This window comes from Paenibacillus sp. FSL H7-0714 (assembly GCF_038003765.1).
GTDB lineage: Bacteria > Bacillota > Bacilli > Paenibacillales > Paenibacillaceae > Paenibacillus_AQ.
The window spans coordinates 1,392,870-1,410,315 of record NZ_JBBOPT010000001.1 but is presented as its reverse complement, the minus strand read 5'-3'; the positions used below and the strand labels follow the sequence as shown (position 1 = coordinate 1,410,315).

The following is a 17,446-nucleotide window of genomic DNA, read 5'->3' as shown; positions in this document are numbered from 1 at the left end:
CACTACACCTCTTTCACTGAAAAAGCTCCCGAAGCAATAACATCGCCTGCTTCTGTTGTAAGGGTCACTTTAACCAGGCAGTCATCCTCCGAAAAATCAAAAATCACGACATTATCGACCTCTATAGGCTTATGAAATTTCATATCATATTGAGTGATCCACTGTGCCTGATGCTCCTCGATATATAAGGATTGGGCTAATCCCATTAGATACATCCCATGCGCAATGGGCCGCTTAAATCCAGCCTCAGTTGCAGCATCCTCATCTAGATGAATAGCGGCCAGATCTTGGGAAGCTGCTGCATATTGCCGGATAGCCTCAGCAGTTATGCATTTTCTCATCATGATCATCACCTACCCGAATTAACACCGTTTCTGCGGTGACTATAAGCTCTCCTTCACATTTACAAACCAGCGTATGTGTGTAAAAGGTCAGCTTGCCCTGCCGGCCATCTTTTTGCACCTTGCTCGTTAATGCTAATTCACAATCTAACGTCATCCCTGCCGTAATCGGAGCTTGATATGAGAATTTCTGAGTGCCGTGAAGCAAGGGCTCTCCCCTGCTAAGCCAAGGAATATCGAAGACCTGCCAAAAAATAATAGGCATCGTAGAAGGAGCAATCAGATTGCCATTAGTCGTCTGCACGGGTGCCTCAATACTCTGTGCGTAATCCGATATCCACTCTGCAGTCATAAGAATCTGAAGTCGGACACTGTTCATTCCGTAACCTCCACAAGCGTTGCCAGCCCCAACCCGCCGCCAATGCCCAAAGTGGCAAGTCCCCTTTTATAAGGCATATGCTGCATTTCAGCACATAAGCGAGTCATTAAAATCGCTCCGGACGCCCCATATGGATGACCGATAGCTAATGCGCCTCCTCCAAGATTGACCTTTTCCTGTGGGATCTGAAGCTCATTCAGTGAGGCTAGAACTTGCGAAGCAAAGGCTTCATTAAACTCTACGATATCTAAATCGGCTATGGTCAGCTGTTGACGATGTAACACCTTTTGAACAGCTGGAACTGGGCCCATACCTAAATAATTCGGATCTACACCTGCTGCTTGCGCATCTACGACACGCAGGATAGGTTTAAGCTTGAGTTGCCGACATTTCTCACGGGACATCATTAATAGAAGCGCCCCACCATCATTAATAGGACAGGCATTTCCAGCGGTGACAGTACCCTTTTCTTCAAAGATTGAAGGTAGCTTTCGCAGCTTGTCCAGGCTCGTATTAGCCCTTGGACATTCGTCGGTGTTCACCCACTCCCCCTCAACCAGAAGAGGTACAATCTCCTGCTGAAACCTACCACTTTGCTGAGCATGAACGGCCTTCTGATGGCTTTTCAAGGCATATTGATCCTGCTCTTCTCGCGAAATCCCATACTTCCGCGCTACATTTTCCGCAGCAATTCCCATATCCGGATCACCGTAAGCGCTAGGTGTAAAATGAGCACGGGTATATAGCTGCGGAACCCCCATCAAGGTTTGGGGCTTAGCCATTTTCCAAGGGGCACGACTCGTGCTCTCAACACCGCCCGCTAAATAAATCTCACCAGCGCCGCTTTGAATAAGCCGTGCTGCTATATTAATGGCCTCTAGCCCAGAACCGCACTGCCGATCCACAGTAACGCCCGGAACCGAAACAGGCAGTCCCGCTTCAAGCGCAGCTACCCGGGCAATATTTCCACCCGGACCGACCACATTTCCAATAATCACATCATCGATCATATCGACGGGCAGGTTCGTCTCTGCCACAATATGCTGAATAAGCGGCGCCAGTAATGCTTCCGGCTCAAATGTACTTAATAAGCCGCCCATCCTGCCAATCGGTGTACGTTTTGCCATAACAATTACTGCTTCTATCATACCATCGCTCTTTTCACATAGTCTTTCATCGCTTGCCGGGCAATTTTGCCACTGCTTGTATAGATAAACTCATCAACTGTCAGCAGTTGCTTCGGCGCTTTGTAACTTGCTAAATACTGGCGACAATAATTCTTTATTTCGTCTATAGATAAATGCTTTGCACCATTCCATTTCACGAGGACTGCCAGCTGTTCTCCCCAATAATCGTCAGGGACGCCAAGCACCATTACTTCTTGTATTTCCGGAAGATGCTCCAGTACTCGCTCTATTTCCTCTGGATAAACGTTCAGCCCACCGGAGATGATTCTATTTTTCAAGCGACCCGCCAGATATAAATAACCAGCTTCATCCTGATAAACATAATCCTCCAACACAAGCCATCCCTCTCGAAAAGCTGCTGCGGTCTCCTTCGGCAATTGATGGTAGCCTAGAAATATCATATCACTTCGCACATATAACTGCCCAATCTCCCCCGTAGGGACTTCACGGAACTCTTCATCACGAATGGAAATTTGCACTCCGGGATAGGGCTTGCCTACAGAGTTCGGATTATGCTCTTCCAGAACATCCAAATAACTAATATAACTCGCTTCTGAGGAACCATAGGATTCATAGAGACGCGTTCCAGCGAACACTTCTATACCCTTTTTTTTGGACAACTCCGACCACTTTGCACCTGAGCTAATAATCGCATCAATCTGCGTCTGCCCAGGAACAGCCTGCTGCATCATGGATTCAAGCATTGTCGGTACAACAAACAACACCACACCCGGAATCTGCTTGCACAGCTCTAACACCTGTGTGGCGCTAAATTTTTGCGTAATATGAAAGTTTGCTCCACCATACAGACTCTGCATTACAGCGAACAAGGACAGCGAATGCACAAACGGACCCGGTGCTAAAACATCCTTCATAGAGTCTAATTCAAAGGCAGCACTCGATACCTCAAAGCTCTTTAACCACGATAAATGGGTACGCATATATCCTTTGGGGAGCCCCGTTGTGCCTGAAGTAAAGCCGATAAATAATAACTCATTCGTCTCATCCAATTCAGCTTCTGGCTTCAGAGCCTTCAACCACTGATCATAGGAACCTGTTCGTTCATTTGAAAAAGTCAGCGTTGGGATGGCTTGGTCCTTGAAGACCAAATTCTTTGCAGCTTCCGGCTCGGCAAAAATCATTGTCGGCTGGCACTGCTCTATAATAACCCGCAGTTCATTTGCACTCCACTTGGGATCTAAAGGAATGGGAACACAGCCTGCATAAATAGCCCCCAAGAAAACCTCGACAAATTCAATGCGATTCGTAGATAAAATAGCGATTTTGTCATGCTTAAGGCCCTTTTGCTGTAGACCATTGGCAATTCTCCGCATCGCTTGCACTAATGTTGCATAGGTATGAGTTGCTTGGTCATGGGTTAAGGCAATGCTGTCGGGCTGTTCTGCTGCATGACGCAGTATAGGAACTACTAGATTCATCCTTCACCACACCTATTCGTAATTTCTGTGACTACCGATTATGTACTCTCTCTTCGCTCGGGATACAATTAGAATGGCTACGATAGCTTATTTTAGCTTTATATTAATTTTATGTACATATTTATATGGAACGATTAAGCCCTCTTACGACTAAAAAAATCAAACAGCGCGCATCGATTATGATCGGTACGCGCTGGCTGTATTGTTGTTTATTCCTTCTTATGAGCGGATGATGGTATTCCATCTTCAGCAAAAGTAAAAGTTCGGGCGATATATAAGATAGGTGTGCTTACTGCGGTTAGTAAGAATTTCGCTAGATACGTTGTAAGCAAAATTTCAAACCACACACTCCAGTTATACAACCCAGCAAATGCAATGGTACAGAAGATTAGTGTATCCACAAAGGAGCTAACCATCGTACTGCCGTTGGAACGAATCCACAACTGACTTGAAGTGCTGTAATATTTGCGAATCCAGGAGTACAACCGAACGTCTAGGAACTGACTAATGAAGTAAGCAGTTAGACTACCCAACGCTAGTCGAGGCATCAGACCAAAGATCGTCTCCAAAGAAGACTGAGCAATATCGGTCTCTTGCGGCTTAAATACTAGTACCATCTGCATAATGACTGTCGTCATAAGCAAGGTGAAGAAGCCAAACCAAACCGCTTTACGTGCTTCTGCTCTTCCATACTTCTCATTAAGCAAATCGCTGGTCATATATAAAGTGACATACATCGTATTTCCGAGTGTCATCACGATATCAAATGGCATAGCAATCGTCTTAGCTACCTGAATGTTTGCAATTACAGTAGCGATACCTACCCAGGCATACATTCCACTTTTGCCGAACAGGCGGTAACAGAGTAGAAAAAAAGCAAAATTGACAATAACAAATAAAACTCCCCACATCAAATTAAACATATTGCTTAAACTCCTCCTAGTTTTGTTTACGCGGGATGGTTACGAACCGCGGCTTACATTAAGTTTTGGAACAAAACATTAATACTCTATCACACTGTCGTCAAACAATCCATAAAAATAAACAATTTATGAAATGGGTATTTATACCCATTTTTATTAACTAAAAATAAAAGTGTCAGTAATAATTCATCTTTTTCAGAAAAATATGCTATATAAACTAAAACTTTCACTATTCATCCAGAGGTTAATTCTATAGAATAGTATCAAACACTTCATTCCCGATCCATTTAGTTGATATATTACATAACTATGGAATATATTGCAGGTTGCCAGTCAATAGCAGTCGGTAGGGATATAAAGAAATGGGGCTTCGCTGCCCATAAAAAGGGGGAGAACAATATGTTTCGTTTCAAGCAGTCGATCAGTCGCAGATTTACGCGTTTATTATTTGTAGTTCTATTACTCACGTCTCTTTTGTTAAGTACCAGCTTCTACTTTATATCCACCAGTATTTTCAACAGCTATGTCATGCCACAAATCAATCAAATTCTAACTGCAGCTGCTCAGGACGTATATAAGAATATAAATACAATGCATGCTCAGCAAGCACTAAAGAAAAACGAACAAGCAGCCACCAATCTTGAATTCTATTTCCAGGATAAGAGAAAGCAGCATGGGGTTGAGACTATTTTTCTACTCAATCTAAAAGGCAAGGAAGCTGAGGTTCTGTCTGTAGATCATGATGCAAAATTAAAGCCGGAGGAAATTGTTAAAGTATCCTCTGCAATGCAGCAAGCTCTTAAAGGAAAGAGTGGACTAAGCGATACATACAAGGACTCGCATGGTGTACATAAGTCAGCTTATATCGGAATTCCCGGAAGTACGATGGTTATCGGAATAAGCAGTGATGTAAGCTTTATTCAAGAAAAAACAGACAGTATTCTGTGGACTAGTGCCGGGATCACTCTGCTAACGCTGATCATAGGCTCAACTGGTGCCTGGTTTATGAGCATGCGGATTACTCGTCCTATCTCAAAGCTTGCAGCTTACAGTGCCCGTCTTGCAGAGGGAGATTTCACAGAGGAATTAACGGTTAAAGGCAGTGATGAGGTAGCTCAACTGTCCAGAAGTTTCCAAGCAATGACCCTGCGCCTAAAAGAAATGATTGGACATGTACTCGTCACCTCAAATACTGTGGTCACCGATTCCAATTCTTTAAGGGAACGTGTTGAGGTCCTAAATGAAATGGCAGACCACTCTAGTACATCTGTTGTAGAAATTGGCAAAGGTAGTACGACCATCGCGAGCAGCGCTCTAGATAATTCAAAAGCTATGGAAGAAATCAATTTCGGCATTCAGCATATTGCTTCAGCAGCCACCGAAGTCACTGAGCAGATCAGTGAAGCTTCCGCTGAAGCGATTGGCGGTAATGAGATTGCCCAAAGTGCCGTTCTGCAAATGCGCCATGTTGAACGTGCCTCCCTGCAGTCGCTGGAGCAATTACAAGTTATGAATGAACGTTCAGTAATGATCGGAGAAGTCGTTCATAGTATTACTGAAATTACGAAGCAAATCCAAATGCTGTCGCTCAATGCTTCGATCGAAGCAGCACGTGCAGGAGAACATGGACGCGGCTTTGCCGTGGTTGCCGGAGAAGTACGCAAGCTTTCCGAACAATCCCGTAATGCGAATGAGCAGATTCGTGATTTCCTACTCGGACTTCAGGAAGATATGAATCGCTCCGTTACTGAGATGAACCATGTGAATTCTGAGGTAGCCTCCGGGGTAGGCAAGGTGGCAGAAGCGGGCGATGCCTTCAATCACCTTCTGATTCTGATCCAAAGCATCAATCAGAATATTCAATCTGTATCTGCGGCTACGCAGCAAATCTCAGCAAGTACAGAAGAAGTTAGTGCTTCCGTTGAGGAAACCGCACAAATCACTTCAAGATCCCAAGAAAGTGCGGACACTCTATCCGAGAACTCCGAGCGCCAACGTATAGAGCTTGAAGGACATGCAGTAACCGTGCAGCATCTATATGAGCAGGCTAAGAAGCTTCAGGAAGCTGTGCAACAATTTAAGATCTAAAGCTTAGGCTTAAATAAAAACAACCCGTTCACACGAAAGTGTTGAACGGGTTGTTTTGTTAGTGTCTCGGCGCCCAAAGAATGACTGAAACGCCGATCACACAAATAACAGCACCGACCCAGTCATATACATCGGGTGTTTTCTTGTCTACAAGCCAGCCCCATAACACAGCAAGCACAATAAACACCCCGCCGTAGGCTGCGTACACTCTTCCGAAGGACGGAAACTTCTGCAACGTAGGGATGATGCCATAGCCAATCAGAATCACAGAACCTACAAGACCATACCAGAGAGGTCTTGATTCTCTTAGCCATAACCATACTAAGTATCCGCCTCCAATCTCAGCAAGGCCGGCAATTACAAATAGTAGAATGGCAGCAACCATGTCATCCCTCTTTCCTATTGAACTCTAAAAATATCACTATGTGGACCTGCAAGCATCCGGGCCACCAAACAACTGGACCCACAAGCATCAGCAGTGGATATAAACAGATTGAGCCAGCTGGCTACTATGCGTCACCCGCAGGAGCCACTCATATGAAATTGTGCTGGAGCAGCACTAATACTAGTAGGAGCACAGCCTCTAGCAGCTCATTCAGTGCGCCATACACATCGCCGGTGAGCCCGCCGAGCCGGCTGCTAATCCGCCGCGCAGCAACGGTGCCGCTGGCCAAGGCCGCAGCTGGCAGCAGTAACGCTGCCGCCAGATGCAGCGGCCACGCGGCTAAGCCAGCGCCGAGCGCCAGAGGCGCACCGGCTGCGGCTAGCGAGAGCAGCGCGGCTATCGCCAGCACGCGCCGCTCATGCGAGGGAGCGAGGCCGGCGAAGCTCGCGGCCAGCCCCTCGTTCCCGCGGGCAATGGGATAACGCACCATTGCCCGCACCATATACCAGCGGCTCCAGATCGCTGGCAGCAAGAGCAGTGGCAGCTCGTAATAGGCGTAGCCTTCGATTAATGCTGCCACTAAAGAGGCCTTTAACAGCAAGAGCAGCACGCAGGCGAGCACACCCATCGCACCCACACGGCTGTCCTTCATAATCTCCAGGATCCGTTCCCTCGGTCGGTAGCTTAGCAGACCATCCGCAGTGTCCATCCAGCCATCGAGGTGCAGACCTCCGGTGAGTCCTACCCATAGAATGAGGGTAATGACAGCGGCTGGCCAAGCTGGTAAAATCAATCCCGTCAAAGCTGCCCCAGCAGCTACGCACAGTCCGATAGCTGCACCCACCACAGGATAGAACAGCACACTTCGGCGCAGCAGCTCAGGAGAAAATCCAGGGTCACTCTTTACAGGAAACCGGGACAAAAACTGAAAGGCAGCCGCGGCAGCATCCCTGCGCTCCCTCATAAACGATACTCCCTGCTCTTGAGTTCAATTGGAATACCCGCAGTCACTAAAAAAACCTGCTCGCATTGCCGAGCAAGCAGCGCGTTCATACGTCCTGCCAGATCACGGTACAATCGGCCAAGCGCATACTCCGGAACAATACCGTCTCCAACCTCATTAGTGACCAAAATGAGGTTTCCTTGAAATGTGCGCACACTGTCTTCAAGTCTTGTAATTTCGCTCTCAATCAACTCTTGCCTATCCGTAAATCCTTCCATGGCTAGCAGTACATTCGATAACCACAACGTTAGACAATCTACGAGAACCGCCTTTTCACCAGATAAACGCTTAAGAAGATCTGGCAAATCATAAGGCTCCTCTAACGTCTCCCAAGCATATCCGCTTTGCGAGCGCTGTTGCTGATGCAGTGCAATCCGTTCATTCATTTCATCATCAAACGCTTGTCCGGTTGCAACATAGAAGGCCTGATCTGCCAGTGACGACATCAGTTTTTCTGCAAAACCACTTTTCCCGCTACGCGCCCCTCCCGTTACAAGAATACTCATTGTTTCCCAGCTCCAGAGATGCCTGCACTTTCAAAGGTGGCCATTTCGCTCAAAATGCGGCATATCGCCTCAATTAAATGAAGGGACAATACGCCTCCAGTTCCTTCACCCAAACGAAGACCCAGGTTAAACAACGGTTCAAGCCCAAGCCGCTCCAGCATCAGCTTATGTCCTTGTTCTCCTGATAGATGGGAGCCTATCATATAAGCAATGGATTCTGGCGCAAGCGCCTTCGCCACAAGAGCTGCCGCACCCGAAATAAAACCATCCAAAATGACAGGTACCCTGGCAGCAGCTGCGCCAAGAATCAGACCCGTCAAACCGGCGATTTCCAGTCCCCCTACTTTGGACAATACATCCAGCGGATCTGCCGGATTCGGCTGATTCACCTTTAAAGCGCGTTCCACAACTGCAATCTTATGTAGTAATCGTTCATCATCAATTCCCGTTCCTCTTCCAACGGCTACTTCAGGTGGTATTCCTTTTAGAGCACACAGAATAGCTGCGCTAGCCGTTGTATTCCCTATGCCCATTTCACCTGTAATAAAAATCTCTGTCCCGTTCTCAATCGCTTCTTGTGCGATTCTTATACCTACAAGCACAGCATTCATCGCTTCTTTACGACTCATCGCAGGTCCCACGGCTATATTATCCGTTCCTCGGCGCACTTTACAATCAATCAGATCCTCATGACTAAGGTCGCCGTTAACACCGATATCTACGAACTTTACCTCAGCCCCAGCTTGACGTGCCAGTACATTCACAGCCGCTCCTCCGCTGAGAAAATTATAGGCCATCTGCATTGTGACTTCCTGTGGAAACGCGCTAACTCCCTCGCAGCATACACCGTGATCGGCAGCCATCACAACTACCGTTCGTTTGGTGAAACTAGGCTGCTCCGTACCCGAAATTCCGGCGAGCTTAACGGCCAGCGTCTCCAATTGTCCCAGGCTGCCCGGTGGTTTAGTTAGAATGTTCAAGCGGTGCTCCGCCTTTAGGAAAGACTGTTCATCCGCTGGTGTGATTCGTTTAATTACTTCTTGAATAGATGAAATCATATTTTAACCTCCAATTAAAGATATCCGTATAACCTATTCTATCTTATCTACATATAAAAGCCCCCATCTATGATAGATGGGGACCACTAGAATTACAACTTCACTTTCATAAATCCTTCGATTCTCTCCAGCGCTTCCGTCAATTTTTGTAGGGATGCTGCATAAGAGCAGCGAATATACCCTTCTCCACCCGCTCCAAACACATGCCCCGGAACCGCAGCAACACCAACCTCCTTGAGCAGCTGCAAAGCGAAAACTTCTGACTTCATTCCGGTATTAGCGATGGAAGGAAAGACATAAAATGCACCCTCCGGCTCGTGGCACGGTAAACCAATAGATCGAAATCCACTAACCAACAGCTTTCTTCGCTCATCAAAGCATCTTTTCATGTGGTCCTTATGCTCCATACCGTTCCGCAGTGATTCAATGGCAGCGATTTGACCTAGTATTGGAGCACACATCGCAGTGTACTGATGGATTTTGAGCATCGCAGCAATTAATTCCTGATCACCACAAGCATACCCTACTCTCCAGCCAGTCATCGCAAAGGCTTTGGAGAAGCCACTAATGACAATCGTTCGTTCCAACATCCCAGGAAGAGAGGCAATACTTACATGCTGACTATCATAGGTTAGCTCGGCATAGATTTCATCTGAAATGACAAGTAAGTTATTCTCTTTTACAATCTGTGCAATGGGTAGCCAATCCTCGTAAGTCATTACTGCTCCTGTAGGATTAGTCGGAAAATTCACCATAAGAATCTTGGAACGCGGGGTAATCACCTGCCGCAACGCTTCAGGAGTAAGTTTAAAACCCTGCTCGGCTGAAGATTCAACCTCTACCGTAATCCCACCGTTCAAATGAGTAATCGGCGAATACGCAATATAGCTCGGAGAAGGGACGATAATCTCATCCCCGGGTGTAATAAAGGCCCGCAGAGCCAAATCCACGGCTTCACTGCTCCCCACTGTAACCATAATCTCGTTAGTTGGCTCATAGCGGAGATTGAAGCTTGTGTGCAGATAAGAGGCGATCTCTTCTCTAAGCTCCAGCAAGCCGGAATTTGGTGTATACATCGTCTCCCCATTATTCAAAGCACGAATACAGGCAGCTCTTACATGCTCCGGTGTAACGAAATCAGGCTCGCCTACACCAAGCGATATAATATCCTGATTCCCTGTACTTAGGTCAAAAAAAGCCCGAATCCCCGAGGGAGCAATCTCCCGTACACGCGGAGTAATCCATTCATTATGCATGACTGAGCACCTCTTCTTTCGGACTCTTTTCTGTTAAGGAAAGGGAAATGATCTCGTCCAGCAGTCCGCTGAAGGTGTAACCTGCCGCTTGCGCGCTTTTTGGTAAAAGACTCGCCTTCGTCATGCCCGGTAATGTGTTCACCTCCAGCACATATGGAATACCATCCTTAATGAGCATATCCACCCTTGCGTACACGCTGCATTTTAGTGCTTTGTAGCAAGTTAAGGCTGCATCACGTACTCGCTCATACACCTCAGCTGGTAGATCAATGACCCGTTCGTCTGCCCCGCCATCTTCGTATTTCGCACTGTAATCGAACCACTCCGCATGCGCCGAGGTGATTCCCAAAACGGGCAGCATCTCTCCATTTAGAATAGAGCAAGTAATTTCCTGGCCTTGAATGTAGCTCTCGATCAGAATCGACTGATCACAAGCAAAAGCCTTCTGTACTGCGCTCAACAGCTCCTCGCTACTGCTCACCTTTTCCATACCGATACTCGAACCGCCTGCACATGGCTTCACCATAACAGGATATCCAATCCGCTCTACGGCTTCTTGAGAATAATCCTTCATACTATCCCAGCACAGCCAATCCGCCGTATTGACGCCTGAGCAGCGCATAAGCTTTTTGGAAAGATCTTTATCCATACAAATGCTGCTAGACAAAACGCCACTACCCGTATAAGGAATCCCCATCGTCTCCAGCGTCCCCTGAACCGTACCGTCCTCTCCGTAAGCTCCGTGGAGCGCAAGCAGCGCGATATCGATTCCTTTTGCCTGCTCAATAAGCTCTTCACGCTTGGTAATCACTATTGGAGCAACCTCATATTTATTGGGATCTAGATTCTTCAAAATCTCTCTACCGCTATTCATGGATACCTCATACTCTGAGGACACCCCGCCCATAATTACGCCTACCTTCATCTTCATCTCAAGCACCTCTTTATCCCATTAGTTGTCGTGCTGTTCTGCCAATAATCTCGATCCCCTTGCGGATATCCTCATCCGTCACTCTGGAGAAACCGATCCGTATCGTATTTTGACCTTTACCGTCTGTGAAGAATATATCTCCTGCTGTAAAAATAACCCCTTGTTCATGACAGGCCGCTAGCAGCGTCCTTGTATTAAAGCCCTCCGCAAATGTTACAAAAAGATGCAATCCGCCATCCCCTGATAACGCCGTATAAGGAATAAACTCCTTACAGCATTGCAGGGTTAATTCATATTTTCGTTTATATTCCGCTCTGGCTTTTTTCAAATACTTCTCTAAATGGCCACCTAATAAGTACTGATACAAAATGGATTGATCCAGCGTCGAGGTATGAATGGTGCGTGCGCGCTTGACGCTTTCGAGAGAATAGATCAGCTCCTGATCTGCCAGCACCCAGCCTACGCGTAGTCCCGGAAATAATACCTTTGAGAAGCTACCTAGATAGATCACGCTGTTGCCGCTCCCTGCTGCTGCGATAAGTGGAGCCACATGTGAGCCCGAATAGCGTAACTCCTCGTTAAAACCATCCTCGATCACTGGTATTTGGTACCGGTTCATCAGCTTCATTAGCCTCTGTCTTTTCTCGGGAGACATTACAATGCCGGTCGGATTATGATAAGAGGGGACAAAGTAGGCACAGTCAAAAGCTTGCTCCTGCAATGCCTTCTCCAGCTCAACCAGATCAATCCCATCACGCTCCATAGGAATCCCGGTGATCTCAAAGCCATTCAGCTTCAGATTTTTGATCGCCGTATGATGCGTTGGATTCTCACAGATGACCGAACCATTCTTTTTGCTAAGTACTGACAATACAATATCGAATCCCTCTGTAAAGCCATTGGTGATCAATATATCCTTGCCTTTCATTTCAACGCCTTTGTGCTCCATGTACTGCTTCAAATAGTCTATTAAAGGCTTATACCCTTTGGCATATCCATAATTTAGTAAGACGTTGCCTTCCACCGACATACGATCCATAAAGGAGCGTTTCACATTATCTAGATCAAAAAGACTCTCATCAGGTGCGATGCTCGTGAAGGAGATCGTCCCCTTCTCCGCTCGTATGCCGCGCTTCATGATATCCAGATCCTCCGCCAGCCGCGCATGATCATTGATACGCGTCTTCCAGTCCATCGTCCAGGAAGAGATTGTTTCACTGCCGGGAGGTGTAGGTGCCACATAACTTCCCTGACCCTGCACGGCATACGCAAATCCATCATCCTCAAGCTCTGCATAAGCAGAGATTACGGAGTTGCGGCTAACCTTAAGCAATGTGCTGAGTTCTCGTGTGGAGGGCAGCTTTTGATTGCCTTGCAGACCGCCTTTTATGATTAAGTGCTTCATATAGTCTTTAATTTGTATATACACCGGCCGTCCGGCTATGAGCTTAAAATCCTTAAACATCTCTCAATCGCCCCCATGACTATCATGGCACAATCACTCGCTTAAAAAAAGAACCACAGCCATGGGATTTTAATCCGGCTGTGGTTCTATGAGCGGACAGACTCATAAATTTGATTATTTTCATGCTATTAAAGGGACCCGGTGAAATAAGAATGACCTAGGCTTCGATCACCATTTCGCCTTCTGAAGCAGGGGTTTCAAAACCGCTTAGAAACCGAGTAAGCGTGTCCTCTGTGATCGTAAATGCCGCATTGGCGTCAAAACGTTCACTCCGAATGAGCAGTCGCTGACGCAGTTCATCCGGCCCAACCTTTAAGAAAATCAGCTCCCAATCGCCGCCATGCTCTTCAATTAATTGCTTATAATCGTTCCGTCTCTGACGCTGCCAAAAGCTGAAATCGACAACAACATGCTGTTTAGCCTGAATCAGTTTCACTAGCTCCTTACGTAGCTTTAATTCCGATTCTATTAAATAGGAACCATAATTCTCCTCTGGATAATCGACTCCAAAACGGCCGTAAGTGGCCCAAATGTCCTCATCTATCGAAAGCCGTACGAATCCTTCTTTCTCCAACTTTTGAGCAAAGGTCGTTTTACCCGACCCAGCTACACCGCACATCATCACTACGATGGAAGCAACACTCGTACGCTTTTGCTGAAGCAATTTTTCAATAACCAACTTTTCACTCAGCATTATAAATGCATCTTCCTTCCACTTGATCTAGTTTAATTACGGCGATGATGATGGTATACTCATCGTTACAAAATACTTTCTCAAAGGATTGTGATAAGGATATGGTGAAATCAGTCCAGCAGACCTCCTAAAATGAAAAATGAAATAATTTTAGGAGGTCATAATAAATGATTTTTAACCCGATTGTCATTGATAACTGGAGTAGAAAACCCTATTTTGAACATTATTTAAACAATGTCAGATGCACCTATAGCATGACCGCAAATATTGATATCACCCTTCTACTGTCAGAGCTTAAGCATAAGGGAATTAAGCTGTACCCAGCACTAATCCACATGATAACTACGGTGGTGAACCGTCATAGTGAATTCCGCACTTGCTTTGATTCTGAAGGTAGATTAGGTTATTGGGATAGCATGTCACCTAGTTTTACAATTTTCCATGATGATGATAAGACCTTCTCAAGCATCTGGACTTCGTACGGAGAAAAGTTTAATGATTTCTATAACTGTTATCTGGATGATATGAAAATGTACGGAAGCGTGAAACAATTTATCGCTAAAGCAAACGAACCACCGAACACCTTCCCTATTTCTAGTATTCCGTGGGTCAGCTTTACGGGCTTTAACCTGAACGTGTATAACGAGGGAACCTTCCTACTTCCCATCTTTACTATAGGAAAATATTTTCATCAAGACAAAAAAATACTATTACCAATATCGGGGCAATTCCACCATGCCGTGTGCGACGGTTACCATGCCAGCATGCTGTATAATGAATTGCAATCACGTGCAGATACCTATAAGGAATGGTTACCTAACATCTAATTATCCACTTTATTCTGCTGAGGGCGAACGATAGTTTAAACATAAAGGGTTCCACATATTAGGTATGACTAATATGTGGAACCCTTTTTTTCATTTGATTTTCTCATCAATCTCCCGAAATATCTGCCGACCATTGCCCGTTCCGCCAAAATAGCCTGAGTACCATTGCTGTTCCCGGAGAAGGTGCAACTGCGCTGTAGAATGTGACACCAGGAATTAACTGTGCAAGGAAATTCCGAATAACACCACCATGTGTGACTACCAATACCCTGTTTGTTATTACCTCAGCCTTTTTTTCACTAATTGCAGCCTGCACAAATGTATCCTCAGCCCTTCGCCCCAGATCTGACAGGAAGCTACGCAACCGTTTGTCAAACTGCGCCCATGTTTCACCATCCGGTGGTGTAACTGTGGAAGGATTATCAATCCACCTTTTATATAGTGAGTTATCCTTCAATTCCTCATAAGTACAGCCTTCGAAAGCTCCAAAATTCATTTCACGCAGGCGCGGATCGTAGACAGCCACCTTCTCTAAAGAAGGAGAAATATAAGCTAGAGTCTCCCGACATCTAAGCAAATCGCTGCAAAATACACACCAAAAATCATTCGATACTTCAGACTGCTGCTTAAGCTGAGATAGCTGCTCTACTGCACTAGATAGCAACGGGAGATCCGAATGTCCTAAGTAACGATGCTCAGCATTCCACTGAGTTTGCCCGTGGCGAACAAGTACTAATTCTAGCTCTATAGAAGGAAACGCCATGTCTAGCATTAGCCCCCGATCCATATCCAAGCTAGGGTTGCGCAGATAGTAACGAATATTGAAGAGCAGAGCATCATCATCCGCGAGGTCTGAATAATATCGTCCGGCTCCATCGCTCGTACCGGATCACCCATATAGGCTCGGAAAGAAGCGACACCATGATAGACGTTCTCTCCTCCGAGACGGATACCAAGTGCGCCCGCAACAGCGGATTCTGGATAGCCGCTATTTGGGCTTGGATGGAGACGCGCATCCCTCTTCACCATTTGCAGACAATTGCGCCAATCCAGACGAAGCAGCCATGCACACAGTGCCAAGAGCAATGCCGTAATCCGTGCTGGAATGAAGTTGGCAACATCATCAAGCCGAGCGGATGCCCAGCCGAGATCTCGGTATTTATCATTCTTATATCCCACCATGGAATCGAGTGTGTTTACTGCTCGATAAGCCATAGCAAGCGGCGCGCCACCGATGAGCGCATAGAACAATGGAGAAATAATCGCATCGACGATATTCTCTGCTACAGTCTCTACCGTGCCGCGCACAATTTCCGGGGAATCTAGCGAAGTCGTATCACGCCCCACGATCATCCCCAACGCCTTGCGGGCAGCAGGGATATCGCCCTTCTGCAATTCCACATACACCGCCATTCCTGCATCCTTTAGTCCCTTGGAGGCAATCGTGGTTGAAATCAACCAAGCCTCGGCTATCCAGACGAGCCACGGTGAGATATATGACAGCAGCCATAGCAGAATGGCTGTCAGTGCCCAAGCACCACCCGCCACACATAGCGGAAGTAACACCCCTGCTCTGCGCAGGCTTTGCGGATGGGACCATAAACGACGGATCGCCCGCTCCAGAGCCGTGATTGCTTTGCCCATACCGATTACGGGATGGGGCAAGCTACGCGGATCACCTACGATCCGATCAATTACATAAGCCGCAAGCAGTACTAAAGCGATTGTCACAGGCGATCACCTCTGTACATTCTCCAGCAATTCCAGCTACCTATTCTCATTAGCTGTCCTTCCTTGCCTGAACCGATAGCAAACTCCCTGTCACAGCGCTATATACAAGACGCCCGATTGCGCCCCCAAGATCGGTAGCGGTTCCGGCGTAAACATGCTCTGCCTTGTATCGCCCACTTTGGCTCACAGCGAGCACTATCGCATCCGTAGTTGTTCCGGTAGCGATCAGCCCATTCTCGGGATCGGTAATCCCGAGATCGGCCAGAGCAGCAGCTTTGGCTTCGACAGCTGTCTGCACAGCATTGACCATGGCCGCCGGTGTCAGGCGGCCATCAATACCTAACATTATGTTAATCGTACCCGGGCGATAAACAGCCAGCACATTGCGTTCCACACCCGCGCGCGCAGCATTTCCTGCGGCGGCAGTAACGCAAACAAAAATACCCGCTGAGCCGGTGTCTTCCTCAGCTACCGCTGCATGCTCTAGCGGTACTGCCGTCATCAGACCGGCACAGCCAGACATTGAATAACCCCACTCGCGGAGCTTATTCTCCATATCCTGAACAGGATCACTACATTCATAATTGCGGTCAACATATAAATTGACGGCCCTCTCTAGCCGATTCATTCCTCCACCATAGAACGCACTCGATAAACCATCTGCTTCAGCAGGTAGCTCTAGTAGCAGATGGTTTCCCTTCCACTGTAAAGCAAGCCCTGGCCAGATGGCCGAATGGTACTCTTTTACGCCTCCTGCGAGGTTAAATGGAATCTTTACTTGCACCATATATCGATCTTGCTCCTTCCACAGCACATTACTTTTATCCATTCATCCAACCAGTTTCGCGGTCGCGCCTGTACTTCCCCAACCGCCTCACTTAGAAACTACCTAATTCTCTATTTCAGCAAAGACTATCTGCTCTAAAATCTACTACAACACATACTCCAATATCCACCTAAAAATCCGTCCCTCACCCATCTATTGCACTTTATACAACAGATTCAGCTTTATTCACTGGCAAAAGCCATTCTGCTGTATTTCTTGCAATAGAATGTCACGTAAAAACCTAATTCGCATCATTTTCCAAATTTCTATTGTACACAGTACTATAGAATCGAATTACTGCGCCAGCAAAGCGAGTTCTGTTGTACGAAATACAACGAATGCACTTTGAAGGATGTCCATCAGAAGCTATCTCACCAAACTTTGTCACAACCTTAAGCATGCAAGCT

General features: G+C 46.6%; 18 protein-coding genes and 1 riboswitch. Of the genes, 2 read left to right on the top strand and 16 right to left on the bottom strand.

All coding sequences use genetic code 11. The annotated features are described in order from the left end of the window. Positions 1–2: 2 nt before the first annotated feature. The 5 genes from NST34_RS06265 to NST34_RS06245 all read right to left on the bottom strand — a co-directional run bounded on the left by NST34_RS06265 (position 3) and on the right by NST34_RS06245 (position 4,269). The gene (locus NST34_RS06265) at positions 3–344 is read right to left on the bottom strand and encodes a MaoC family dehydratase (protein WP_076284106.1); all 342 of its coding nucleotides are present in this window, start codon (positions 342–344) and stop codon (positions 3–5) included. Continuing rightward, positions 319–720: an FAS1-like dehydratase domain-containing protein gene (locus NST34_RS06260; protein ID WP_341127387.1), complete on the bottom strand. Its 402-nt coding sequence runs from the start codon at positions 718–720 to the stop codon at positions 319–321. Before NST34_RS06260 ends, NST34_RS06265 begins: the two co-directional genes overlap by 26 nt. Next, entirely contained in the window at positions 717–1,868 is a 1,152-nt protein-coding gene (locus NST34_RS06255; protein WP_341127386.1) for a thiolase family protein, read from the bottom strand. The genes NST34_RS06260 and NST34_RS06255 overlap by 4 nt, the downstream gene beginning before the upstream one ends. Further along, positions 1,865–3,346 (bottom strand): AMP-binding protein, encoded by a 1,482-nt coding sequence (locus NST34_RS06250; protein ID WP_341127385.1) that lies wholly within the window; start codon positions 3,344–3,346, stop codon positions 1,865–1,867. Before NST34_RS06250 ends, NST34_RS06255 begins: the two co-directional genes overlap by 4 nt. Before the next feature lie 209 nt (positions 3,347–3,555). Beyond that, positions 3,556–4,269, bottom strand: coding sequence for a queuosine precursor transporter (locus NST34_RS06245; protein ID WP_042185630.1), 714 nt, complete (start codon positions 4,267–4,269; stop codon positions 3,556–3,558). A gap of 10 nt (positions 4,270–4,279) precedes the next feature. Beyond that, positions 4,280–4,325: riboswitch (PreQ1 riboswitch) on the bottom strand. 343 nt (positions 4,326–4,668) lie between these two features. Between NST34_RS06245 and NST34_RS06240 the strand changes: the two genes are divergently transcribed. After that, positions 4,669–6,357 carry a methyl-accepting chemotaxis protein gene (locus NST34_RS06240; RefSeq protein WP_042185629.1) on the top strand — a complete coding sequence of 563 codons (1,689 nt, stop codon included), beginning with the start codon at positions 4,669–4,671 and terminating at the stop codon, positions 6,355–6,357. A gap of 58 nt (positions 6,358–6,415) precedes the next feature. Here NST34_RS06240 and NST34_RS06235 read toward each other — a convergent pair whose 3' ends face one another. The 8 genes from NST34_RS06235 to NST34_RS06200 form a co-directional block, all read right to left on the bottom strand. Continuing rightward, a complete protein-coding gene (locus NST34_RS06235) occupies positions 6,416–6,742 on the bottom strand; it encodes a YnfA family protein (RefSeq protein WP_339801265.1) in 327 nt (108 codons plus the stop codon). Between the two features lie 148 nt (positions 6,743–6,890). Then, positions 6,891–7,706, bottom strand: a complete 816-nt coding sequence (cobS, locus tag NST34_RS06230) for an adenosylcobinamide-GDP ribazoletransferase (protein ID WP_341127384.1) — start codon at positions 7,704–7,706, stop codon at positions 6,891–6,893. Next, positions 7,703–8,251, bottom strand: coding sequence for a bifunctional adenosylcobinamide kinase/adenosylcobinamide-phosphate guanylyltransferase (gene cobU / locus NST34_RS06225; RefSeq protein ID WP_076284100.1), 549 nt, complete (start codon positions 8,249–8,251; stop codon positions 7,703–7,705). Before cobU ends, cobS begins: the two co-directional genes overlap by 4 nt. Next, positions 8,248–9,309 (bottom strand): nicotinate-nucleotide--dimethylbenzimidazole phosphoribosyltransferase, encoded by a 1,062-nt coding sequence (gene cobT, locus NST34_RS06220; protein WP_341127383.1) that lies wholly within the window; start codon positions 9,307–9,309, stop codon positions 8,248–8,250. The genes cobU and cobT overlap by 4 nt, the downstream gene beginning before the upstream one ends. 92 nt (positions 9,310–9,401) lie before the next feature. Next, the gene (locus NST34_RS06215; RefSeq protein ID WP_042185624.1) at positions 9,402–10,565 is read right to left on the bottom strand and encodes an aminotransferase class I/II-fold pyridoxal phosphate-dependent enzyme; all 1,164 of its coding nucleotides are present in this window, start codon (positions 10,563–10,565) and stop codon (positions 9,402–9,404) included. Then, entirely contained in the window at positions 10,558–11,490 is a 933-nt protein-coding gene (locus NST34_RS06210; RefSeq protein ID WP_076298408.1) for a D-alanine--D-alanine ligase, read from the bottom strand. Before NST34_RS06210 ends, NST34_RS06215 begins: the two co-directional genes overlap by 8 nt. Positions 11,491–11,509: 19 nt before the next feature. Then, entirely contained in the window at positions 11,510–12,961 is a 1,452-nt protein-coding gene (gene pdxR / locus NST34_RS06205; RefSeq protein ID WP_339245705.1) for a MocR-like pyridoxine biosynthesis transcription factor PdxR, read from the bottom strand. A 157-nt stretch (positions 12,962–13,118) separates the two neighbouring features. Continuing rightward, positions 13,119–13,655: an AAA family ATPase gene (locus NST34_RS06200; RefSeq protein WP_341127382.1), complete on the bottom strand. Its 537-nt coding sequence runs from the start codon at positions 13,653–13,655 to the stop codon at positions 13,119–13,121. 167 nt (positions 13,656–13,822) lie between these two features. Between NST34_RS06200 and catA the strand changes: the two genes are divergently transcribed. After that, the gene (gene catA, locus NST34_RS06195) at positions 13,823–14,482 is read left to right on the top strand and encodes a type A chloramphenicol O-acetyltransferase (RefSeq protein ID WP_341127381.1); all 660 of its coding nucleotides are present in this window, start codon (positions 13,823–13,825) and stop codon (positions 14,480–14,482) included. Positions 14,483–14,588: 106 nt separating this feature from the next. On the opposite strand, the gene NST34_RS06190 is transcribed toward catA, so the two are convergent. Genes NST34_RS06190 through NST34_RS06180 form a run of 3 tightly spaced genes read right to left on the bottom strand, consistent with a single transcriptional unit; the run spans position 14,589 to position 17,042 of the window. Beyond that, a complete protein-coding gene (locus NST34_RS06190; protein WP_341127380.1) occupies positions 14,589–15,245 on the bottom strand; it encodes a histidine phosphatase family protein in 657 nt (218 codons plus the stop codon). 8 nt (positions 15,246–15,253) lie between these two features. Continuing rightward, complete coding sequence (cbiB, locus tag NST34_RS06185) at positions 15,254–16,213, bottom strand: adenosylcobinamide-phosphate synthase CbiB (RefSeq protein WP_341127379.1); 960 nt, start codon at positions 16,211–16,213, stop codon at positions 15,254–15,256. Positions 16,214–16,262: 49 nt separating this feature from the next. Further along, positions 16,263–17,042 (bottom strand): adenosylcobinamide amidohydrolase, encoded by a 780-nt coding sequence (locus NST34_RS06180; protein WP_256721602.1) that lies wholly within the window; start codon positions 17,040–17,042, stop codon positions 16,263–16,265. Positions 17,043–17,446 lie beyond the last annotated feature (404 nt).